General features: G+C 43.1%; 23 protein-coding genes, 4 pseudogenes and 1 riboswitch. Of the genes and pseudogenes, 8 read left to right on the top strand and 19 right to left on the bottom strand.

All coding sequences use genetic code 11. The features are described 5' to 3' along the window. Positions 1-136: 136 nt before the first annotated feature. A complete protein-coding gene (locus L1N85_RS24290) occupies positions 137-865 on the top strand; it encodes an AraC family transcriptional regulator (protein WP_235241610.1) in 729 nt (242 codons plus the stop codon). A gap of 169 nt (positions 866-1,034) precedes the next feature. Here the strand turns inward: L1N85_RS24290 and L1N85_RS28075 are convergent, their stop codons facing one another. Further along, a complete protein-coding gene (locus L1N85_RS28075; RefSeq protein WP_407946560.1) occupies positions 1,035-1,382 on the bottom strand; it encodes an HAD hydrolase family protein in 348 nt (115 codons plus the stop codon). 309 nt (positions 1,383-1,691) lie between these two features. After that, positions 1,692-2,258 carry a Uma2 family endonuclease gene (locus L1N85_RS24285; RefSeq protein ID WP_235241609.1) on the bottom strand — a complete coding sequence of 189 codons (567 nt, stop codon included), beginning with the start codon at positions 2,256-2,258 and terminating at the stop codon, positions 1,692-1,694. Between the two features lie 282 nt (positions 2,259-2,540). Here L1N85_RS24285 and L1N85_RS24280 point away from each other — a divergent pair, with 282 nt between their 5' ends. Next, positions 2,541-3,539: a MerR family transcriptional regulator gene (locus L1N85_RS24280; RefSeq protein ID WP_235241608.1), complete on the top strand. Its 999-nt coding sequence runs from the start codon at positions 2,541-2,543 to the stop codon at positions 3,537-3,539. Between the two features lie 74 nt (positions 3,540-3,613). Continuing rightward, positions 3,614-4,231: a class I SAM-dependent methyltransferase gene (locus L1N85_RS24275; RefSeq protein ID WP_235241607.1), complete on the top strand. Its 618-nt coding sequence runs from the start codon at positions 3,614-3,616 to the stop codon at positions 4,229-4,231. Positions 4,232-4,243: 12 nt separating this feature from the next. Here the strand turns inward: L1N85_RS24275 and L1N85_RS24270 are convergent, their stop codons facing one another. The 4 genes and pseudogenes from L1N85_RS24270 to L1N85_RS24255 all read right to left on the bottom strand — a co-directional run bounded on the left by L1N85_RS24270 (position 4,244) and on the right by L1N85_RS24255 (position 6,648). Then, positions 4,244-4,804, bottom strand: coding sequence for an ATP-binding cassette domain-containing protein (locus L1N85_RS24270; RefSeq protein ID WP_235241606.1), 561 nt, complete (start codon positions 4,802-4,804; stop codon positions 4,244-4,246). A gap of 303 nt (positions 4,805-5,107) precedes the next feature. After that, the gene (locus tag L1N85_RS24265; RefSeq protein WP_328285283.1) at positions 5,108-5,545 is read right to left on the bottom strand and encodes a Rossmann-fold NAD(P)-binding domain-containing protein; all 438 of its coding nucleotides are present in this window, start codon (positions 5,543-5,545) and stop codon (positions 5,108-5,110) included. Between the two features lie 404 nt (positions 5,546-5,949). Beyond that, positions 5,950-6,384, bottom strand: a pseudogene (locus tag L1N85_RS24260) (NmrA family NAD(P)-binding protein); the annotation flags it as partial. A 108-nt stretch (positions 6,385-6,492) separates the two neighbouring features. Further along, on the bottom strand, positions 6,493-6,648 hold the full coding sequence (locus tag L1N85_RS24255) for a hypothetical protein (protein ID WP_235241605.1): 156 nt from the start codon (positions 6,646-6,648) through the stop codon (positions 6,493-6,495). A 64-nt stretch (positions 6,649-6,712) separates the two neighbouring features. Here L1N85_RS24255 and L1N85_RS28200 point away from each other — a divergent pair. Beyond that, positions 6,713-6,796, top strand: a pseudogene (locus L1N85_RS28200) (rhamnogalacturonan lyase family protein); the annotation flags it as partial. Between the two features lie 97 nt (positions 6,797-6,893). On the opposite strand, the gene L1N85_RS24250 reads toward L1N85_RS28200, so the two are convergent. The 5 genes from L1N85_RS24250 to L1N85_RS24230 form a co-directional block, all read right to left on the bottom strand. Continuing rightward, positions 6,894-8,336 (bottom strand): UDP-N-acetylmuramoyl-L-alanyl-D-glutamate--2,6-diaminopimelate ligase, encoded by a 1,443-nt coding sequence (locus L1N85_RS24250; RefSeq protein ID WP_235241604.1) that lies wholly within the window; start codon positions 8,334-8,336, stop codon positions 6,894-6,896. Between the two features lie 66 nt (positions 8,337-8,402). Then, the gene (locus L1N85_RS24245; RefSeq protein ID WP_235241603.1) at positions 8,403-9,122 is read right to left on the bottom strand and encodes a hypothetical protein; all 720 of its coding nucleotides are present in this window, start codon (positions 9,120-9,122) and stop codon (positions 8,403-8,405) included. Beyond that, a complete protein-coding gene (locus tag L1N85_RS24240) occupies positions 9,119-9,652 on the bottom strand; it encodes a TlpA family protein disulfide reductase (protein WP_235241602.1) in 534 nt (177 codons plus the stop codon). Before L1N85_RS24240 ends, L1N85_RS24245 begins: the two co-directional genes overlap by 4 nt. A 62-nt stretch (positions 9,653-9,714) precedes the next feature. Then, positions 9,715-10,563 carry a M56 family metallopeptidase gene (locus L1N85_RS24235; RefSeq protein WP_235241601.1) on the bottom strand — a complete coding sequence of 283 codons (849 nt, stop codon included), beginning with the start codon at positions 10,561-10,563 and terminating at the stop codon, positions 9,715-9,717. Beyond that, positions 10,553-10,981 carry a BlaI/MecI/CopY family transcriptional regulator gene (locus tag L1N85_RS24230; protein ID WP_407946558.1) on the bottom strand — a complete coding sequence of 143 codons (429 nt, stop codon included), beginning with the start codon at positions 10,979-10,981 and terminating at the stop codon, positions 10,553-10,555. The genes L1N85_RS24235 and L1N85_RS24230 overlap by 11 nt, the downstream gene beginning before the upstream one ends. A 231-nt stretch (positions 10,982-11,212) precedes the next feature. Between L1N85_RS24230 and L1N85_RS27755 the strand changes: the two genes are divergently transcribed. From L1N85_RS27755 to L1N85_RS24220, 3 genes and pseudogenes are all read left to right on the top strand, one after another. Further along, positions 11,213-11,455 (top strand): NlpC/P60 family protein, encoded by a 243-nt coding sequence (locus L1N85_RS27755; protein ID WP_328285282.1) that lies wholly within the window; start codon positions 11,213-11,215, stop codon positions 11,453-11,455. Beyond that, entirely contained in the window at positions 11,416-11,613 is a 198-nt protein-coding gene (locus L1N85_RS24225) for an NlpC/P60 family protein (RefSeq protein ID WP_328285281.1), read from the top strand. The genes L1N85_RS27755 and L1N85_RS24225 overlap by 40 nt, the downstream gene beginning before the upstream one ends. A 28-nt stretch (positions 11,614-11,641) precedes the next feature. Continuing rightward, positions 11,642-11,819: pseudogene (locus L1N85_RS24220) on the top strand (DUF1405 domain-containing protein); the annotation flags it as partial. Positions 11,820-11,930: 111 nt separating this feature from the next. On the opposite strand, the gene L1N85_RS24215 reads toward L1N85_RS24220, so the two are convergent. The 6 genes and pseudogenes from L1N85_RS24215 to L1N85_RS24190 form a co-directional block, all read right to left on the bottom strand. Further along, the gene (locus tag L1N85_RS24215; protein WP_235241600.1) at positions 11,931-12,551 is read right to left on the bottom strand and encodes an NAD(P)/FAD-dependent oxidoreductase; all 621 of its coding nucleotides are present in this window, start codon (positions 12,549-12,551) and stop codon (positions 11,931-11,933) included. A 29-nt stretch (positions 12,552-12,580) separates the two neighbouring features. After that, positions 12,581-13,465 carry a hypothetical protein gene (locus tag L1N85_RS24210; protein WP_235241599.1) on the bottom strand — a complete coding sequence of 295 codons (885 nt, stop codon included), beginning with the start codon at positions 13,463-13,465 and terminating at the stop codon, positions 12,581-12,583. A 32-nt stretch (positions 13,466-13,497) separates the two neighbouring features. Then, a complete protein-coding gene (locus tag L1N85_RS24205) occupies positions 13,498-15,675 on the bottom strand; it encodes a heavy metal translocating P-type ATPase (protein ID WP_407946559.1) in 2,178 nt (725 codons plus the stop codon). Positions 15,676-15,755: 80 nt separating this feature from the next. Then, positions 15,756-15,845, bottom strand: a pseudogene (locus tag L1N85_RS24200) (copper-binding protein); the annotation flags it as partial. A 390-nt stretch (positions 15,846-16,235) separates the two neighbouring features. Beyond that, a complete protein-coding gene (locus tag L1N85_RS24195) occupies positions 16,236-16,706 on the bottom strand; it encodes a C40 family peptidase (RefSeq protein WP_235241597.1) in 471 nt (156 codons plus the stop codon). A gap of 4 nt (positions 16,707-16,710) precedes the next feature. Continuing rightward, positions 16,711-16,841, bottom strand: a riboswitch (cyclic di-AMP (ydaO/yuaA leader). Between the two features lie 94 nt (positions 16,842-16,935). Then, the gene (locus L1N85_RS24190) at positions 16,936-17,853 is read right to left on the bottom strand and encodes a F510_1955 family glycosylhydrolase (protein ID WP_235241596.1); all 918 of its coding nucleotides are present in this window, start codon (positions 17,851-17,853) and stop codon (positions 16,936-16,938) included. A 386-nt stretch (positions 17,854-18,239) separates the two neighbouring features. On the opposite strand from L1N85_RS24190, the gene L1N85_RS24185 reads away from it, so the two are divergent. Continuing rightward, positions 18,240-19,847 carry a multicopper oxidase family protein gene (locus L1N85_RS24185; RefSeq protein WP_235241595.1) on the top strand — a complete coding sequence of 536 codons (1,608 nt, stop codon included), beginning with the start codon at positions 18,240-18,242 and terminating at the stop codon, positions 19,845-19,847. Positions 19,848-19,886: 39 nt separating this feature from the next. Here the strand turns inward: L1N85_RS24185 and L1N85_RS24180 are convergent, their stop codons facing one another. Together L1N85_RS24180 and L1N85_RS24175 are read right to left on the bottom strand one after the other, a co-directional pair. After that, positions 19,887-20,969, bottom strand: a complete 1,083-nt coding sequence (locus L1N85_RS24180; RefSeq protein WP_235241594.1) for a sensor histidine kinase — start codon at positions 20,967-20,969, stop codon at positions 19,887-19,889. Beyond that, on the bottom strand, positions 20,966-21,658 hold the full coding sequence (locus L1N85_RS24175) for a response regulator transcription factor (RefSeq protein ID WP_235241593.1): 693 nt from the start codon (positions 21,656-21,658) through the stop codon (positions 20,966-20,968). The genes L1N85_RS24180 and L1N85_RS24175 overlap by 4 nt, the downstream gene beginning before the upstream one ends. Positions 21,659-21,785 lie beyond the last annotated feature (127 nt).

The raw sequence follows: 21,785 nt of genomic DNA, 5'->3' as shown, positions 1-21,785 counted from the left end.
CCTCCACATCGTCTATAGGACTCTGTGGTTATATCGGTTTTAGTGGGGGAGTTTTAAATGATTACGCTGGCGTACTTTTAAGTTAACAGATACAATAGCGCAGATCGCCTGTTGCTCTACGTATCATTTTCAACGAATGTTCCCGTTCATCACCGGAATCTCGTTATCCGAGTACATCCGACGTCGACGTTTGACATTGGCGGCTTTTGAACTGCAGACAACCGATGCAAGGGTGATCGATGTTGCCATGAAATATGGATACCAATCGCCGGAAGCGTTCGCACGGGCGTTCAAGAATCTCCATGGGATCATGCCGATATCTGCGCGCGATAATGGCGTTTCCTTAAAAGCCTATCCTCGAATGTCCTTTCATATCTCAATAAAAGGAGATGTCGAGATGAATTACCGGATTGAACAAAGAGGAGCTTTTGAGATGTTCGGCGTTTATGGTCTTGTTAGTCAGGATTTGCAAACGGCATTTACTGATGTTCCTCAGTTCCGTAAACAATGTGATGAAGACGGCAGTGTGGATCTAATGAACGAGCTGCTGGGGCGGTTTGGTAATACCGTGCTGCACGCTGCCTTATATGACCATACGGGAGAATCATTCAAGTACATGGTATGCTATCATTTACCGAAGGGACTTGAAATTCCGGAGAGATTTACAAAGCTTTCTGTCCCAGCTTTAACATGGGCTATTTTCCCGGAGCCGCAATGTGATTTACAAAAACTATGGGAACGAGTATATACCGAGTGGTTCCCGATATCTGGATACGAACAGGTTGAGGGTCCTCAATTCGAAATGTATTATGGAATGCCAGGGCATACACAGGGTGAGATCTGGATACCAGTAAAGAAAAAGTAACGATTGTCCTAACGGAGAACGTTAGCTCAATAAAATAGCGACAGTCTAGGACTTTATTTTCTCGTCCTTGGCTGTCGCTGTTTCATTTTCTAGGCTCAGTCTAAAACTTATTTTAGGGAGTCTGACGGTATGACAATTCGAATAGGCGCGTGGAATAAAGTCATCCAGTCTAATACTTTATTTTCTGCTGACAATTATCGGTTATGATGAATTTAATTCGTTCTCGAAATAACATTCGCAGTTTTTCATGTTCTTCAAAATCCGATAACAGCATCTTAGTTGCTTCAATCTCTTTTAGTTGATCAATCTTCAAAACATGAGGACTAAATTTTGGATTGTATATTGAAGAATCTGAGATTTCTTGATTGGAAAACCATTTATCCTTCGCTTCTATACTAATTTTGCATTGTGGTAAATATTCAACACAATATTCCAGAATTTCGATTGTAATTCCCTTCGGTATGGACGTATGTTCTTCGATTCCCGTTTTGATATCGCATACTAAAGCTCCATTTATAGATCCTCGGTCCCAGCCCCGTTTGGCGCGCTATGATGGGTTTATACATTAACTCCACGCTCCCAAGCCCCGTTTGGTGCACTAATGTTTCCCTATTGTATCCTTTGTTTTATCATCACTTATGACATAGTCCTTGTACGTTACCTTCACATGATCCCCTCCATTTCCGATCTTCACCGTTTCAATATCAGCTTGTATGAGCAAACCTTGTTCGAGCTGGCTCTTGATTTTATCCAATAAGGAGTTCAGCGGTAAGCAGAAGTATAAAAAAACCGGTCGAGAGGAAGTCTCGCCGGCTGATAGTATTTGTTATTCCAAACTGAACAGCCTGTTCATGGGCACTTGAAAATCTTTGAATACGATCGATTGAATCGTTTCCTGCTCCGTATACAAATGTCGTACCTGGTAACTTCCATCCTGCAGCGCATACACATGGACCGTTCGATTCCCAGGATCCACAATCCAATATTCCTGCACCCCATACTTCTGATACAAGTTGAACTTCTCGTTAAAGTCCTTCAATGCGGTGGATGGTGACAGCACTTCAATGATTAATGTCGGAGCTCCATGACAGCCATTCTTGGATATCTGGTCCTTTAAACAAACAACCGAAAGATCAGGCTGAGTAATTTGATCGGGCGACTTATATTCTTCACTTTCGCTGAAAAACACATCAAATGGAGCCACGAACACATAGCAGCTCCGATTCTGAAAGAATGTCCGCAGGGCGAAATGAAGCTCACCTACAATAAATTGATGCAACGAAGTTGGAGCCGGCGACATATTATAGGCTTTGCCGTTAATCAACTCCCAAGATCCGTCCCAGGTCAGCCAATCTTGATAGGTGTGGATTTTCTTCTCATCCGGATTTGACACGATGTTCGACCTCCTTCTGATTTTGCGTAATAATCTTTACTAATTGTACCATGATCAAGCGGATCGTTGCTAATTTTTGCTCATTCATTACCATCAGTAAAATACGTTATTGGGTTTCAGCCCAAAAGCAGATAAGATAAAACATAAGCGATACGATACCCAAATTAATTTAACATCAATCGCAAGATTCCAGGTATTCATTCTTGAACTCCTAGATACGGGCGTTATCTCCCTGGATGATGCTTGAAAAAATGATCCGACATGTTAGGAAAGGCGGTTTTCATGAAAATTAAAGAGATTGCGGATAAACTTAAGATTTCTGCCAGAACCATTCGTTTTTATGAAGAAAAAGGGCTGATTGATCCAAGTAAACAGGAAAACAATCAATACCGCGACTTTAATGAGAAAGATATTTGGAGACTGCAAACCATTATTTCACTAAGGGAAGCTGGAATGACTGTTGGGGATATAAAAAAAGCGCTTAAAGAAATTGAAGGACAAGATATTGAAGAACTTCAATATTACTTGGAACTTCAACGTTCAGTCATGTTCTCCAAATGGCTCGAAATCAAACAAATCATTGAAACAACCGACTACATGATCCATATCGTAAAAAACCAAAAGCCGCTGCCGCTTGATGACATCTATGAGCTTGCGGAAGGCTCCAAAAGGTTGAGAGAGCAGAGGGTCTGGCGGGACAAATGGAACTTCGATCGATTAGCCAGTATTCATGACCAACGGGTGTTGAACGACTCCTTGGAATATAAAAACTATGAAGAAGCGTTGGATCTGACAGTTAAATGGCTTTCTCCCACACCTGGCGAAAAGGGATTGGACATTGGAACGGGGACGGGAAATTTAGCTGGGAAACTGATTGAGCAAGGCGCGAATATGGCTGGGGTCGACCAATCCAAAGAAATGTTAAAACAATGCCAAAAGAAACTTCCCGACATGGAAACGAAACTGGGGAATTTTCTTGCCATTCCGTATCTTGATGGAAAGTTTGATTTTGTGGTCTCCAGCTTCGCTTTTCACCATCTGACTGAAGAGCAGAAGATTTTGGGGATAGAAGAAATGCGCAGAGTGTTGAAGCCGCATGGCCGCATCTGTATTACGGACTTAATGCTCGCAAATGAGCAGAAGCCCGATGACCCCGATAACGGACAAAATTACACGCCACTTGGCGACTTACTGAATTTGTTCGAGAAAATCGGATATATCACGAAACACCAACGGATCAATGAGTTGCTCCATATCGTTTATGCCGTACCAATAAGATAAACAGAGTATTGACCTTCTCGTTGCGTGAAGCTTTATGATGAACTGGCAGAACAAAAACGTTGGAGGTAATCACTTTGGACAAAGAACAATTGCAACAGATTTATTTGCAAGAAGAATACTATTGGGGGAAAGAACCTAATAAGTTGGCGCAGAGCGTATTAGAATACATCTCAAAAGATCAAATCCAAGGCAAAAAGGCGGTTGATTTGGGCGCGGGGGAAGGCAGAGACAGTGCGTTCTTTGCCAAACAAGGTTTTGATGTTGTGGCAATGGATTTCTCTCCCGCTGGCCTGGCTAAAGCTAAAAGGTTGGCAGAGGAAATGGGGACGGCCATTAGAACCATGGAAGGCGATTTAAACAATTTTGTTTTCGCCCATCCTGTTGACCTGGTTTATTCCATTGGAACAATGCAATATATTCATCCGAGCAATAGAGCACAGCAGTTCCAGCATTTCAAAGAAAACACCTTGTCTTGCGGTCTGAATGTTTTGTTCGCGTTCACTGAACATCCCGACATTGAGATCGCGCCAGATTGGGGAAAAAATGAGTATCTCTATAGAAGAGATGAATTGCAAAGCTATTATTCAGATTGGGAGACGCTATTCACCGAAGAATTCATATTTGATTGCAATTCAAGCGGCATCCCCCATCGCCATGCGTCAAGAATTCTTATTTCCAAAAAGTCGTCTTAAACAAAAAACTCTTCATCCTTCGATGGAGAGTTTCTTTGCGATATCTTGCCGGGATAAAGCAGCATACACGCCGCCTAGCGCAAGCAGCCGCTCATGGGTGCCGGCTTCCGCCACTTTCCCCTCGTGCATGACATAGATGACATCCGAGTTCTGCACAGTGGAGAGGCGATGCGTGATTACGAGGGTCGTCAGGCCGTGACGACCTTCGTCAACCGCTTGCTGAAGCCTGCGTTCAGTCTCCATATCCAATGCGCTAGTCGCTTCGTCCAGTATTAGAATTTCCGGTCTTCCGAGCAGCGCCCATACGATTGCGAGACGCTGCCGCTGTCCCCCGGACAGCGTGATGCCGCGTTCCCCTGCCTCTGTATCATAGCCGTCAGGCAAACCCTCGATAAAGGAATCAATTTGGGCAATTCTGCATGCCGCGCGCATATCCGACTCCGAATATTTATGGCGTCCTATCATAATATTCGTCCGGATCATATCCGGGAATAAATACGGCTCCTGAAAAACGATCTGCACTCTGGATGACCAGTCATCGCGCCGAAGCTCAGAAAGCGGAATCCCATTCACCAGAATCTGTCCCTAGTTCAATTAACGTCATCACTAAGCCGCAGCCGATAAACCATGCAAGCTGGCGGCGTTAAGGCTTCAAATAACCGATTACCCAACTAAACGTCGACATATATCCCCCGCCTCTCTCTTGTTCCAAAAATTGTAGCACACCTTTTGAGAGTCATCTATAAATATTCCATTCAAACATACCTCTCTAATCGCAAATCAGAGCCAAAACGTTAATCGCCCTCTACATGACCTGCTTGGCCATATGGAGGGCGATCTTCTTTATTGCTTATCTATGTTTGAAATATGCAGTCCTTAACCCTGCAAAGCTTGCTTGACGATTTCTTTAAGAGGGGTTAGCGTTCCGATGAGATTCTTCAGATCATCGGAGGTATTCGACGTCTCACCCTCGGAAATAGCCTGATAAATCCCAGCGAATAGGACGGCCACAGACTCAGGAAGTCCGGCTTGCAAGAGAATTCCCTTCTGCTCCTCGAACGAAACGGACTGATAAACAACCTGCTTGCCGGAAACCTCCGAGATGACTTGCGCCAGCTCGCCGAAGGTCCACGTTTCGTTGGCAGTCAGGTTATACGATTTGTTTTCGTGACCTTCCCCTGTAAGGACTACCGCTCCTGCCAAGGCAAGATCGCTGCGAGTCGCTGAATTGACTCCTCCATCTCCCGCATTTGTAACCAATGCTCCATATTGAACGGCTGAACCGACAACCTGTGGATTAACGAACACATCCAAATGAACACTCCCGCCACTTACCTACACTGACGCTTCGGAAGAAGTGGGGGTTTCTGGTGTGTCAACCTGACTTATTTCAGGATGCTTAACACCAGTGGAGTTGACACGTTGACGGATTGGTTACCGTCCAACCCCTCTATCCCATTGGCTATGCCTTTGGGAGTACGTATGAGCCTATTGTAAGATTCTTAAGAATCTCGGCTCTTTCGGAGGCTTGAACATTTTACGTAGCAGAGCCAGTTATACCTGCTACAACCGCATATGTTCAGTTGTCAAAGAACATGTGTTCTTAATTTTCATTTTACCAAACTGTTCTTTAAAAGCAAAGATCTTTTTTGCTAATTCAGGAAGATCCGATTCACCTCACCACTTTGTAGAAGTGGGAGTCCTCTCGGCTAAATTTGATAGAGGGAATTACGAAGGAAGGTATAAGGGATATTCGCGGTGCGAATCATATTTTCAGTAGACACATGCGTCGGAGCAAGGGACAGCTTTGACTCCTCTCCAAAAGCAAATCCATAATATAGGATATGTCCTATTTGGGCAGTTTTTGCCGCATTGACTACATGAGTATGTTGTGCCATGCGCAGCGTCTCGTCGTGAGCGTCCGGGCTCGGAATAAAGAGCAGTTTGGAAGCTCCGGCAAATGCTTTTTCGAGCGATGCCTGATCATTATAGTCCCCATGACGGAAATCAATTCCAAGCTCTGCAAGAGCGGATGCTTTTTCCACATTACGAACAACGGCAACGATTTGATTGGCGGGCACTTTTTTTCCTAATAAGTTTTGAATAACTAAACCTCCGAGTTGACCTGTAGCACCGGTAATGACAATAGACATGTAACATCCTTACCTTCGTTTCAAATGTTTATTTAACGGCGAATCGGGAATCTCCCTGGATGAGATGGAAACGATCCTATAACACTATAACCACTTTGGTTACAACAGTTATAAAATAAATAGCTCGCTTAGGAGCTTATTTTCTCTTGGATGCGTTCCGCCAGCTGCCTTACAGTCACCTGCTTGATCTGCCTCTTTGCATAAGGCCGCTAGCAGAGACAAGATATGGACAGCAACGGAAAAGCGGGAACTAATTTTTTTCATCGGATCCCTTCCTATTGTAACAATAGTAGTTACAACAATATTCAGTGTCAACCATTATCTGTTCATTAACTATACATATAGCGCTAATGACGCAAGCGTGGGCGATTTAGACGGGGACGGCGATGGCAAGGCAGAGGTTGTCCTCAAAACAGCGCTTGGTCATGGCGATGCGATGCACGTCAGCGATCTCAATCCATTCATTATACGCTACATTCCATAGTGTAAAACGCATAAAAAACATTCTGCTATTTCTGAAGTAAATAGTGTAGTGTATCGGGGTCCGTCATACTCGGCAAAGCAAATGGTTGGTCATACGCCTCTCTGCCTTTTCCGGTAATCGCTATTTGATCCCCCTTACCAGCCTTCTGCCAAGCATATTCGATCGCTTTCGTGCGATCATCAATGATCGTACATTTTTTTTTTCCAAACTGATTTATTAACAATTGCAGTTCCATTAACATGCTTTCTCGATCTGACCCGTTCAAATTGTCCATTGTTAATATAATTTCATCAGACCAACGTGATGAGATATCCAGCATCATGCTTCGTTTGGACGGATCGCCATTACCGCGGAAACCAAAAATATGAATAAGCCGATTTTGCCTGCGTTCATGCAATGTTCTAAGAAATTGTTCAAAGCCATCCGGAGTATGAGCGTAATCTACGATAAACTGAGCACCTGTTGGATGAGGAAATACCTCGAAACGGCCTGAAACACCTGGGAAATGACCAAGGGCTTGCTGAATAACGGCAGACTCAATCCCCATGCGATGTGCGGTCAACCAAGCAACCGCTACATTCCAAGCATTATAAGCACCAGGAAGAGGCATTTTCACATCAAATAGGCGGATGCCTTCCCTTACTTGGAAGTAAAGGGAAGATTCTGATTGTATAGGGGTGATTTCAAGCATATCCTCCTTCGAGTCTCCAAAGGAGTAAACCACTTTATTTTGTGTGATCAGATGGTCGATGAGACGTTTCCCCCATCTTCCAATGCTTGTTGTTATCGCTTCGCCATTTGTTTTTAGCTGGTTAAATAATCTTTCCTTCGTTAAATAGTAATTTTCTAATGAACCATGGTAATCAAGATGATCATGACTAAGGTTTGTGAATACGACGAAGTCGTATTCCGTTTCAAAGACCCGATCCTGCTCGATCCCATGAGAGGAAACTTCCATAATCACGACTTGGTCTTCACTTTCAGATAACCACTTCTGAAGCTGTAAAGCATCAGGCGTAGTCTGAACAGAAGGTATATCGCGACCATTAATGCGATTGGATACGGTCCCGATAAGTGAACACGTTTTTCCGGCAGATTCAATAATATGGCGAAGCAGATAGGCTGTTGTCGTTTTCCCGTTAGTTCCGGTAATCCCAATCATCGTATGTCGTTTTGAAGGCTGTTCGTAATACTGACAAGCTAACTGCGCTAAAGCTTTGCGGGAATTGGATACTCGAAAATAAGGTACGGACAAGCCCGATATATCTTTTTCGCCTACCACGGCTACAGCTCCAGCCCCTATTGCTTGCTGAATAAAGTCATGCCCATCTATGCTCATTCCGGATATTGCAACAAACAACTCGCCTTTTTTCACTTTTCCGGAATGAAATTGAATACCTGAAATAGCAACTTCGGATGAATGAGAGCAATCAATTCTTACTGATTTTATTGCTGGATTTAAGTTCATAAGGGCTCCTTTCGACGAAGTCATTCTTCAGCATATAGTTATTTACCAAACGGCAAGGAATTAGTATCAAGTCCTTTCAGAAGATTTCGTATAGCGAATGATCATCATGACCATACCTCCTACAAAGATACCCGACACAGCTAAGACCTGTTCTTTAGTTAACCCAAATATAAAAGTAAGTTTAGGATCAAATAGTGAAATGAGAAGCCATATTACACCTAAACCTTGCAGTCCGCTGTAACCTGCTTTCCCTTGTCCAAATTCTATCTGATTCAATCTCCACGCTGCGGGGATTAGCAGCAGTAATTTATATACATTCGTCGGATGATATCGAAGATCCGGATTAGATATAGATATCCCCCACGGCATAGATGTAGGTAAACCGTATTGCCAATGCGTACTCAAAAATACGATCGAAGAAGCGATCAATCCCATTACGATTGTATCCATTGCGGCCTTCCAATCGATTTTCCGCTTCCACGCACCATATATGGCATATAACAATGCCCCTGCCAAAGCAAGTTGGATTCCCAGCGGAGTACCGGGATACAGAAGCAAAGAAAATGGATCCATAATCAATGAGGGATTCGTCAACATAGGACTTAGTTTCCAGATCAATAAAGCCAACAGCATGCTTGTTGACAACACATCAATGAATGGCATATTCTGAGGGGATTTTCGTTTTAATATCGTTTTCATAACGAGAAACCCAGCCGCAATAGAAAGGATTAGGTATAACATGCTTAATCGGATTAGTATCGGACCCATTTGCCATAGATCTGTCATTTTTCCTCCCTCCTAGATGATTTAATGATTTCAAGGATCAATTTCTCTAATGTTTCTGGAGATACAGCTCCCGTAACAACGTTCATAATTTTCCCGGAACCATCAATGAAATACGTGGTTGGTATGGACCGTACTTTGTAGAGCTTTGATACTTCTCCTTGCTCATCGAGCAATACGGGAAACGAGAATTGATACCTTTTCGAAAATGCTATGGCCCCCTTTAGACTGTCATCACTTGTTAAATTGACTGCATAAATTTCAATTTCTGATTTATATTTATCATACAAGCGAACCAATTCAGGAGCCTCCTTGCGACAGGGACCGCACCATGATGCCCAGAAGTTAATCAGTACAGGTTTGCCTTTCAAGGACGCTAAAGAATATGTAGCATCATTAAGCCCACTAAGTTCAAAACTAGGCGCTTGAAAGTTAATTCTTGCTGTTTCTTCTTTATTCACACCATCAGGTTGCATGATAGCTATAACAATTATAACAGCAGTGATAATGATTAAAAGCAGTTGTTTGCGCAAATGTCTATCCTCCCGCAATTCATACTACTTCATGTAGTATATATGGATAAGAAGTAAGCGGCCTAAGAACAGCCGCTTATTATTATGCTGCTTATGATGAAAATCGCAAGTAAAGAGATCGCCCATGTGTTAAATTGCATGAGAGGAACATGAATGGTCTTCTTCGGCTCGATTAAACGAAGCAACCGGTAGTTTATGGCTTCGTCGGCAAATCCGATTCCAACCGAAATTTGTCGCCTCATCTTTGAACATTTTAGCAGAACGCTTGCAAGATCGACAGGAGACTTCAAATATTGAACGGCATAGCTGTCGGCATCTAATTCCATCCATACGTTAATATAATGCGAGAATCTCCTCAAAATCGGGATAAAGGGAAGACTATCCGTCATTATCTTTATAATTAGCATGCGAAGCGGATCATAATTCCGGCAATGGCAGTATTCATGCAGCACGATTGCAGTAATTTCACGCTCTGAGAAATCGGATACCAGTGCCGATGAGAGGATGATCTTAGGTCGAGTGAAGCCAGAAGTGACCGCCAAAACAGAATGGTGTTCAATAACAATAATCTGCTGACCCAAATGCTTATATTTGCTATTAAAATGATTCGTCCATTCATGATGCCGGTTAGCTTGTACATAGTTGTTCCACTTTCTCTCCAGCAAAATCTGTCTGCAACCCACATATAAGAGCTTTCCAAAACTATAGGCAATGAGTACATTTAAGCCGCTATTTATGACTGAATGAATGACTCCTTGATCATTAAATACGGCGACGCAATATTGTAAAATCCCCCAACTTGGATTAAAACCCAAAAGGGCATGCAGAAGATAGATGACCATTTGAAAACCGACAAATCCGCTGACCAGAAGCATGAACAGAAATACGAAGTCATGTTTTCTAAATTTCATCGTTTTCTCGCTTCCATTGGTTTATTCGTTCTTCCATCAACTTCATTAATTGGGGATCCGTTTGTTCAAACGCATCAAAAAAATGATTCACAACCAATTGCCCATATTCCTGAACGAGCCCCTCCGTTACGATTCGGGTTTGCTCCTGAATAAATTGTTCTTTACTTTGTACAGGTTGAAAATGACTAGATTTGTTCCTCCCTTTACCGGAGGAGTTCTTGGTTAAATGTCCTTTCTCAACAAGACGATTCAAAATCGTCATAACCGTATTAAAAGAGAGCTCTTCATCAAGCAAGGCATGTACCCTTTTTATGGATATATCTCCATGCTCCCAAACGATTTCCATGATCCGGGCTTCCAGAGGGCCAAAAAAACGATTCATACCCTCTCCACTTAACCTCATGCGTTGTATTTTCAAACCTGCACCTCCCTTAGTCCCTCACTAGACTGTTACATCTGGACTCGTAAAACCTCTCTCAAATTGTAGTTGTTTATAATGTCCTTCGTCAACCTGATAGAAGCCAACTCTCCCTGGCAGATCAATATAAGGAGCAGTTTACCATATATTACGCCTAAACACACTACTTTAAGTCGTGTTAACATGGTTGCGTATCCATTTCATATTAAATCACATACTGGAGGCATCAACGTGAAAAAAATCATAGCAGCCGGACTTGTCATAACAACATTAACGATGGGTGGAATAATTACATCACCCCAACCTTCTGATGCTGCAACAACATCCCAAGCTCAGGTTAGTTCAAAAAGAAATGCCATTATCCAAAAAGGTATGAGATATATTGGAACACCCTATGAATTTGGTTCGAGCCGCAGCAACACCCGAACATTTGATTGCTCCGAAGGAGTAAGTCTTCCAGTTATCAAGGAATAAATAAGAACACGGCGCGTATCACCCATAATGGCATTTACTTAGGAAACGGTAAAGTATTGCATACCTATTCAGTAAAATCTGGCGGAGTTCGAATTGATAAAATCGATGGCACACATTGGGAAAAAAGATTCCTCTTTGGCGGCAGCGTTATAAAATAATCGATATATATTTGGTATGGTGAACAGTTGGCATTTGATAGTTGCAGCCGTTTGGATGCTCCATAACGATATGATCGATTATTTGTTTAACATGATGCCTCTTATTCAATGTTGGACCGATACATGACTCCTATGGTTATTTTACGTTTTGGTTAAGTCTGATTTCTATATTAACGGCTTATCTGCTCTGTATCCGGCTCATTTAGCCGTTTTGTTCTTAACAGCTCTCCTCGTAAACTAAATAGGCATGATAAATAGAAACAAGCTCACTGCGATGTGAGCTTGTTATTCAATCATAATTATTCAAATACCTCCGATTATCCAGCAATTTGCTTTATCTGATCAAGCGTTATTCGATCGATGAATTTGCTGAATTTTTCTTTTCCTTTTGCATTTTCCTTATAGAAATCAATAAGGGCTGTAATAACCGGCACCAGCCTATCTTCCGTTAACCCCGTTAGTAGCAGTTTGGCTATAGACGTTTTTAATCCTTTAGGTTCTCCTCCGACGTAAATATCAAACGTATTCCGCATTTTTACAACACCAATGTCCTTTAGCAGCGGTTCGCTAGTTCCCAGCGCGCATCCGGCATAGCCAATCTTAAGCGGAGTGGGCGTTTCGATACCTGCAATGGCTTGATTTAATATTCGTGCCGTATCCAATCCTGCCTCTTCCGCCCCTTTGCAAAAATTACAGGCAATCAAACTTTTGGTCACAGAACCCGCCTTATAAACTTCAAGACCGACAAGCTTGAGTTCCTCTACAATGGCATCGCGCCTATCGAGCGGAACCTCCACATAGAGCTGTTTAAAAGGTGTCATTTCAATCTTGGAATTCGCACCCGCAATCGCGCCGATTTTGGCAAACTGCTCCGGAGAATATAAACTACCGCCAACTTGAATTTCCGGGGTAACTGCAATCTTCGTTTTCTCTCCCATGTCCGATCTCCTTTATCGATTATTCGGATTTACTTTACTTCTACCACGAACGGTACGGTTATGACTTTCCCATTATGCTGAAATTGTCCCCATATCTTATATGTGCCGCTTTGAGGGAAAGTGGTTGCAAATTCCGCGACCGGCCCAGTTGTTTTCTCATCAAGCGGATGAACATGGAGATAACTTTCCGCATCAGCGGACAGTATAACGACATGACCTACTGCGCCAAGATAAGATTCCAGGTTGCTAATTCCTTCTTTCGTCTCGGAATCGCGAATAGTAAAAGAGAGCGTTATTTCTTCTTCCGGCTTCATACCGCTCAAAGCAAGCTCTATTTCTTTGCCGTCTACTTCTTTGATCAGATTCGAATCGGGTATAATATCGGCATGCTCCCCTTCCTCGCCTTCTACTTCTACCCATTCACTAAGAGTCGCATTGGTTCCGCCTGACGGGATAAAATCGGCAAACACCTTGTACTCCCCGCCTGCCGGAAAAGAAGTATCCACCGTAAATTTGCCGTCCCCCTGGAATTCGGGATGGATATGATTAAAGAACGACAAATCGTGATTCACAATGATCAAATGAAGCAATTTCTCATGATTGACCTCAAAATCGTTGATCGGCATACCGTCATCACCGGTAATCTGAATCGCTAATTCCGTATCCTCCTTCGCTTTAGCGCCCCCAGAAACAAAGGTAAAGGAGGCTTTGGGATTGCCGCTTGCCGTCTGTGAGTCATCGCCATGCCCGCTATGGCCGCTGTTATCGCTCCCCTTATTGTCAGTAGCATTCTGCCCGCCGTGGCCCTCATGCCCGGCAGCTTGATCGTTCCCTCCTGCATTGTTACCGCAAGCTGCCAACAATCCAAAAATAAGGATGATTGAAATAAGGAGGGTTAACTTTTTCTTCATCATTTTAATTCTCCATTCCTTTTTTTTATAAAATTTTAATGACGTACACGGACACGCTGCAAGCGAAGGGCATTAAGGACGACCGAAACGGAGCTTAACGCCATCGCAGCGCCTGCGACCCATGGCGCTAATAGACCAATCGCGGCAATAGGAATTCCAAGCGTATTATAGCCAAGCGCCCAGAACAAATTTTGCTTAATGTTGCTCATCGTCTTACGGCTCATATAGATGGCATCCGGAATACTCGAGAGATCGCCGCGCATCAGCGTCACATCGGCTGCTTCCATCGCCACATCGGTGCCCGTTCCGATAGCCATCCCTACATCTGCCGTAGCCAGCGCAGGCGCATCGTTAATGCCGTCGCCGACCATTGCCACTTTCATGCCTTTGGCTTGCAGTTTTTTCACTTCTTCCGCTTTTCCTTCCGGCAGAACTTCCGCAAGCACATGATCGATGCCGACTTGGTCTGCAATGGCTTTTGCCGTACGTTCGTTGTCGCCGGTGATCATGATAACCTGTATTCCCATTTCCTTCAATCGGCTGATAGCGGCCTTCGACGTTTCTTTAACTGTATCCGCTACAGCAACGATACCTGCATATCGGTTATCTACCGCGACAAGCATAGCCGTTTTGCCGGTTTCTTCAAGACGGGACATCTTATCGTAGGCAAGCCTTGCATCCACATCGAATTTCTCCATTAACCGGCGCGTACCGATCAGCAATTCCTTTCCTTCCACTACAGCCTTAATGCCAAAGCCCGGGATAGCTTCGAACGCTTCCGTACCCGGTAGCGTCACGCCTCTTTCCTGAATGCCCGCGACAATCGCTTCCGCAAGCGGATGCTCCGAGTTTTTCTCCGCCGCGCCGACAAGTTTAAGAAGCTCCATTTCATCGTTATCCGTCAGCACATCTGTCAATTCCGGTTTCCCTTTGGTGACTGTTCCTGTTTTATCTAAAATGATTGCATCAATCTTATGCGTCTGTTCCAAATGCTCGCCGCCTTTGAACAAAACGCCCAGCTCGGCTGCACGCCCGGATCCTGCCATAATGGAGGTCGGAGTTGCCAGACCAAGCGCACATGGGCAGGCAATAACCAGGATCGCAATGGCTTTCTCCAATGCTTCCGCAAATTCGCCGGGGGTAACAAAGAAGTACCAGACCAAGAAAGCAGCGATTGCAATGCCGACGACAATCGGGACAAATATGCCTGAAATGACGTCCGCTACCCGTTGAATAGGCGCTTTGGATCCTTGTGCTTCTTCTACGACCTTGATAATCTGTGCAAGCGCCGTTTCTTTACCCACTTTCAATGCCTTAATTCGGAGCATTCCGTTTTTATTGATCGTCGCACCGATGACTGCGTCGCCGGATTTTTTCTCGACTGGAATACTCTCGCCGGTTAGCATGGACTCATCTACCGATGAGCTTCCTTCCACAACCTCCCCGTCTACCGGAATTTTTTCGCCCGGCTTCACAATCACGATATCTCCTACGAGAACTTCATCCACCGGAATGGTGAGCTCTTGACCTTCGCGGACAACCAAAGCTGTCTTCGCTTGTAAGCCCATCAATGATTTAATGGCCTCCGAAGTCCGCCCTTTGGCGAGCGACTCAAACAATTTACCCATTATAACGAGCGTGATGAGCACAGCGCTCGTTTCATAATACAGGGATGGCCCGTGATGCGTGGAGGCGCCTTTGGCGAACCAATCTATCGTGAGATACAAGCTGTAGAAATAAGCAGCCGATGTCCCAAGCGATACAAGCACATCCATATTGGCACTGCCGCCCCGCAGCGCTTTATAAGCACCTACATAAAATTGTCTTCCAACATAAAATTGAACGGGAGTGGCCAAAATAAGCTGAAACCATGGATTCATAAATATGTCCGGTGTATAGATCCATGAAGTGAACGAAAAATGTCCGACCATGCTCCATAAGAGCGGGAGCGAGAGAATAGCGGATATAAGCAAAATTCGTTTTTGATGCCGGATTTCTTTCTCGCGATGGTCACCCTTATTTCCGTTCTCTTGTTTCGTATTTACTTTATAACCTAACTGCTGTACTTTATTCTGCATATCAGCTATGGAGATTTCACCTGGGGAATATTCTACCCGCGCGGTTTCCATAGCAAAATTGACCGTTGCATTCGTAACTCCTGGCAGCTTGTTAAGACCTTTTTCAATCCGGTTCGCGCATGCGGCGCAAGTCATGCCCGTAATTTGAAGAGTCACCTGCTTGCTATCGTTCGTTGCAGTAGTTTCCACAGCCATTCTCTCCTTTATTTCGTTGTTTACACAACGTCGTAGCCTTGCTCTTCGATCGCTTCTTTTACTGCTTCAATGGCAACTTGATTTTCGTCAAACGATACGTCCACTTCTCCTTTATTTGATTATTTGTTTACATCGCTACGATAATTCAATTAGTTCATCTCTAAGCCTAAGTCGCCCGGGTGATTGTCTAACAATCATTTCCATCCTCTTTACACACTTAGTATACCCCCCATCCCTATAAATAGTCAACAACATTTTTACAATACCCCTGTATAGTATTTATTACTTTTTAAAAGAAGCAGCATTTCTGCTGCTCAATCTTAGTTACCAACCGGATCGAACTAATGTATACAAAATAAACCCCAAAGAAAGCATGCTATATAAAATCGTTAATGAAATAATCCATGGCTCCTTGCAGCGGTTAGAAAAGAGCCTACATAAAAGAACAAGCTCGAGTCTTCCTGACCGTCGCTTGTTCTTTTATGTTTACATTAATATTCTTAATGTTCCTTATTCGACATTTCCGAATATGCTTCTTTAGATACGACACGGCGTGCCGTCACATATCTTTTTTCATAATAATTTTCCGTAAGTTTACTGATGCGCACCCCTTTACTGCTGGAGGAATGAGCGAACTGTCCATTGCCTATGTAAATACCGGCATGTGAAATGTCTCTGCCGTTTGTATTAAAAAACACGAGGTCGCCAGGCAATAGATCTTTTTGAGCGATTTTCGTTCCTTTCTGGGCTTGTGCCTTTGAGGTTCTTGGAAGGTCCACATTATACTGATTAAAGACATACAAGATAAAGCCAGAGCAATCAAAACCCTTTACTGTTGTTCCTCCCCATTTGTAAGGAGTTCCGACTACTTCATCAACAGAATGCTTCATATCCATTCCATTGGCAAATGTACTTCCTGCAAATGAAAAACACATGGCGCCTACCAGCACTGATGCAAAAATCTTCTTCAAAAAAACGTTCTCCCTTCGATGCCTACGAGGTTAGCTAAGGGTTCGGAAGAAGGTTTCCCTATAATCCTTGAAAGCAGATTAATTCACCCGAGTGGATCCCCCGTTTCCAGTTAAGGAATTCGGCAAAATCAATTATTTTTTGTCATTCTTTGTTACTTTAAGTTCTTTTTTTTCTGTTCATTTCCTTCTTTCTAATAATTAGAAAAAATTAATATCCAATTTTCGACGCTCACTCCGATTCAATCGACAAACCTGCGCCTTCTTTTGCGATTTGACTCCAGCTTAGGCCGTTATCCTTACTTATGAATACATTCATAGTAGAGGTCGCTATTGCCAATTCATTTTCTCGTGTTGGATTTTGTGCAAGGTACATGATCGCATCATCCGGTGATAAGGGCAGCACGGATAATGGTGTTATTACTCCTGCTTTGTTACGGAACAAAATTCCTTTTCCACCAACAAATAAATCACCGTTATTTCCAAAAGCTACTGCAGTAACTTCTTGTTCGATTGGCAGCTTATCGAATTGATCACCAAAATCCGATGAAAGATATACTCCTTCGCTTGTACCTATTGCAATCGTTGACGTATCTGTTGGATGTGCTGCTAGCGAAATCAAATCTCCAGTCAACCCGTTTAAGCTGCTCATTTTCCAAGTCTTCGTTTGATCTAACGATACATATAATCCGGCGGCACTAAGTCTGGCATTCGCCTGTGGATTGAATAGATAGATAGCATGTGAGTTATATCCTACTGCCATGAAGTGAAAATCTTCAATTCCGTAGAAGTCCATAAATTCTAACGTCTTTCCGTTATCAGTACTCTTCACAATACCAAGCGGATTTTTAAGATCAGATCCTCTTTCAGGATGGCCGCTGCTATAAAAGCCATTATCCACAAGATTGAAGCCCATATAATCATGTTTTTCCCCATTCACCGCTTGCCAACGATTATTCGTATAGGAAACTAATCCATCATGCGCAGGAATCAACAATTGAGAGCCGTCATTTGTAAAACCTAGTCCATGTATGTGAGTTAACGATACGCTTTTACTCTTCGGCTGGTTTAGAATCATGATCAACGCAGCTAAAATAACTAATCCGAAAATCCCCCAAATCCAAACATTTTTTTTAGATTTTGATTTCATATCTCGATCCTTTCTGCAACTGATTAAAGATGGCTATTTTCAGTTAACCATACACATACCCATCTTAGTAGAGCTTTCTGGCATATCATTCATCATCATAACCGTATCTCCTTTAGTTAGTTTCTTTATTCCTTTATACATTATTCAATGGGTTTTGCGCTTCTTGGTTGATTCTAATACATTGTTATCGAATACTACGTATTGTAGTATTAAATTGTAGAACATGCAACTTGTTAAAAATTAGAGAGTACTCATTTAGGGCTGAATAACTGATTTCCTGACATGAACTTTTTAGGCAGTCATTTCGATCATGTTCAACTACTCCTACACTAAATCTTCATAAGTTGTTGTTACAATAAAACCTACCAGAAGGAGGTATAGTTTCAATGAATAAAAACCGTATCAAAATGATTACAGTGGTCGCATCATTAGCTCTAGTATTGTCTGCCTGTACCGCAGGCGGTTCAATGGGCGGAATGGATCACTCCAAGACGAATATGGGTGCCGAAAATGGAACAATTGAAGAAAGCGACACCTCAGGTACAGAACAAGCAGCCGATGCCGATGATACTCCATCTGTACTAACCGGCCCCAATATTGCTTTAACAGCCGCACCGTCCCAGCTCGACACTGGCAATGGAAAAAAACTAACGGTTTGGAGCTACAATAACACGGTACCCGGCCCTCAAATTCGAGTGAAGAAAGGGGAAACCGTCCGGATTACTTTAACAAACAAACTCGATGTTCCAACTTCCATCCATTGGCATGGCGTACCTGTACCGAATAATATGGATGGCATTCCAGGTGTAACACAAAATGCAGTGCAGCCTGGCGCGACCTTCGAGTATACGTTTAAGACGGATGTGCCCGGAACTTATTGGTATCACTCCCACCAAGATAGCGTAAACCAGCTGGATATGGGGCTCTATGGAAGCTTTATCGTGGAGGACCCTTCTGAACAAGTTGACCGAGATTACACATTGGTCATGGATGAATGGATGAGCTCGGGTACCATGAACATGAGCATGACGTCTTCATCAGAAGAAGATATGGCAGGAATGGATCACGGAGACATGGAAATGGATGAATCCGAGCAGACTCGGACAGATAACATGCAAGGACATGATATGAGCATGTATGATTTGTTTACGATCAACGGCAAAACGGGCAGCGGTATTGAACCTCTCGTCGTAAAGGAAGGCGAAAAGGTTCGGATTCGTTTGATAAATGCAGGTTATATTTCCCATCAATTTCATTTGCACGGTCATGAATTTAAAGTCGTATCTACTGACGGTCAACCTATAGAAAATCCTGCGATAGTAAAAGACCAGCTCCTATCTCTTGCGCCAGGAGAACGATTGGATATTGAGTTTGAAGCAAATAACCCTGGCCAATGGCTTTTAGAGGAGCATGGATCTGATGCAAGAATGGACAATATGAAGATCAAAATCAACTACGAGGGACAAAGCAGCAGCAACGATCAATCCAATCAAAATGATCAACTGGCCTCTCTTGATTTAACGAAGTATGGAGAAGCCTCAAGCACCAAGTTCACTTTGGACCAGAAATACGACATGAAATATACGATGGAACTCGGAACAGAAACACGGCAAGGCGAGGAAGTCTACACGATTAACGGGGATATTTTTCCGGAAACGGAGGAGCTTTCTGTTAAAACCGGTGAAACCGTAAAAGTCAGAATAGTAAACACTTCAGAAACAGATGATCATCCTATGCATCTTCATGGCCACTTTTTCCAAGTGCTCAGTAAGAATGGGACAGCAGTGAGCGGTTCTCCTCTAATAAAAGACACAATAAATTTAAAGCCTGACGAGGAAGTAATTGTCGCCTTTAAAGCAGATAATCCGGGAAATTGGATGTTCCATTGCCATGACCTGCATCATGCTTCTGCGGGAATGGTCACTGAATTAAATTATTCAGACTTTAAAAGTACCTTCGTCAATGATCCTAATGCCGGCAATATGCCGGAGTAATATAACGCAAGGGCGCTCTGTCAATCGAGCGCCCTTGTCTTATTTTCCTACCGTTGGCAAATACACATGGAATAGCGAGCCCTCACTGCTTTCTGCCCAGATCTGTCCGCCATGACGTTCAACAAGGGTTTTGGTTATTGCCAGCCCTAATCCACCGCCTCCGGTTTTCCGATTCCTAGACTTATCGATGCGGTAGAAACGGTCAAAAATATAGGGTATTTCATTTGTTGGAATTCCGATCCCCGTATCTCTCACCGTTATTTCTACACCTTCTGCTTGCATCTGTCCGTTTATGGTCACGCTACCCCCTTCAGGGGTAAACTTAAGCGCATTCGATAATAGATTGGTCCAAATCTGTTTCAAACTGTTCTCATCCGCGAGTAAGGTTATATCGGGTATTTCTCCTTTCATTAATGATATTCCCTTTTCTGCAAAAGACGGCTCAACTAAGGTGAATACTTGCTCGATTGTTTTTTTCAATCGGACGTCTCTTAATGAAAGATGAAATTCCGGAGAGGTTAGCGTGTGCAGCTCTTCTAAACCGTTTACTAATTGGACCATTCGATCAATTTCCTCACGGCTTGACTGGATCCTCTCCGGTGTCGCTTCCCATATCCCGTCTTGAATGGCTGATAAATAGCTGTTTAGTGTAGTTAAGGGCGTCCGCAGTTCGTGAGCAATGTTTTCTGTCATAGTCAACCTTAATTGTTCCTGCTGTTGAAGCTGTTCGGCCAAGTGATTAATTGCAACTGCCAGTTCATCAATTTCATCTTTTGGTTTACCCTGTAATGGTAAGCGCACATCTCTCTTTCCTCTAGCCATGACAAGCGTGAGTCGTTTCATTCGAATTAACGGTGCAGAAATCCTTCTTGCAATGACTACGCTTAGTACGAATGAAATCATAAGAGCTCCGGCAATGGTCCATCCAACGGATTGAATAACGGCTTGCTCCAAATGCGAATTCAGCAAGTCCGTTGTATTGCTTTCGCGCATAATATCATCGCCGTATAATTGAAAGTGGTAATGAGTTGCATTGATAATGGCAATAGTTGCGATTAACAAGATGGCTGCCGTATAAAGAATCAATAAAACGCTTAAGCGAAAGGATAAGGATTTTGTCATTTTGCTCCTCCGTGGAAACGATAACCTAGCCCAAAAACAGTTTGTATGTGTTTTGGATTCTTAGGATCCTCCTCGATTTTCTGTCGTAAATTTTTGATATGTTGATCAATCGTGCGGGCATCCCCGTTAAAATCATAACCCATAATTTTCTCGATCAATTCCTCTCTGGTGAACGTTCTTTCTGGATTTCTCGCCATAACAGTCAACAACTTGTACTCATTAGGAGTTAAACTCACTGGCATTTGATTGATGAATACCTGCTGTTTGTTGCTGTCCACAATTAATCGCCCATCTGCATACTCCAATCGATCTGCAAGCAGCTCTTGTTGATTCGTACGACGCAATACTGCGCGGATTCGGGCGATAAGTTCATGAGGATCAAATGGTTTCACGATATAATCATCAGCCCCGGCAGCAAATCCTTGAACACGATGATTCATAGAGGATTTAGCTGTTAACATGATAATGGGCACGGGATATAAAGCGCGAATCTGATTGCATAGCACTTCACCGCCGATATCCGGAAGCATCAAATCGAGAACAATTAAGTCTACATCGTTGTTCTTTAGTTGAAGTAACGCATAATGGCCATCAGAGGCCTCACAAGTCTCAAAACCAGCCTTTAATAAATAGGCGACGATTACTTCACGAATTTTCTCCTCATCTTCTACTACCAGTATTCTACTCATTTGGTCTCCTTTTAGTCCCGGCTTTTATTATAGGTTCTTCCCAGTTTAGCATGACTATTTGCTGTCAATCATTGTAGTAGAACCCTGAAGGGAGATACCATTGATGACGGAAAATGAGATATTTAAT

The organism is Paenibacillus alkaliterrae (genome assembly GCF_021532375.1).
In the GTDB taxonomy this organism is placed as follows: domain Bacteria; phylum Bacillota; class Bacilli; order Paenibacillales; family Paenibacillaceae; genus Pristimantibacillus; species Pristimantibacillus alkaliterrae.
The sequence above is the reverse complement of the archived record's forward strand: the minus strand, read 5'-3'. Positions and strand labels throughout refer to the sequence as shown.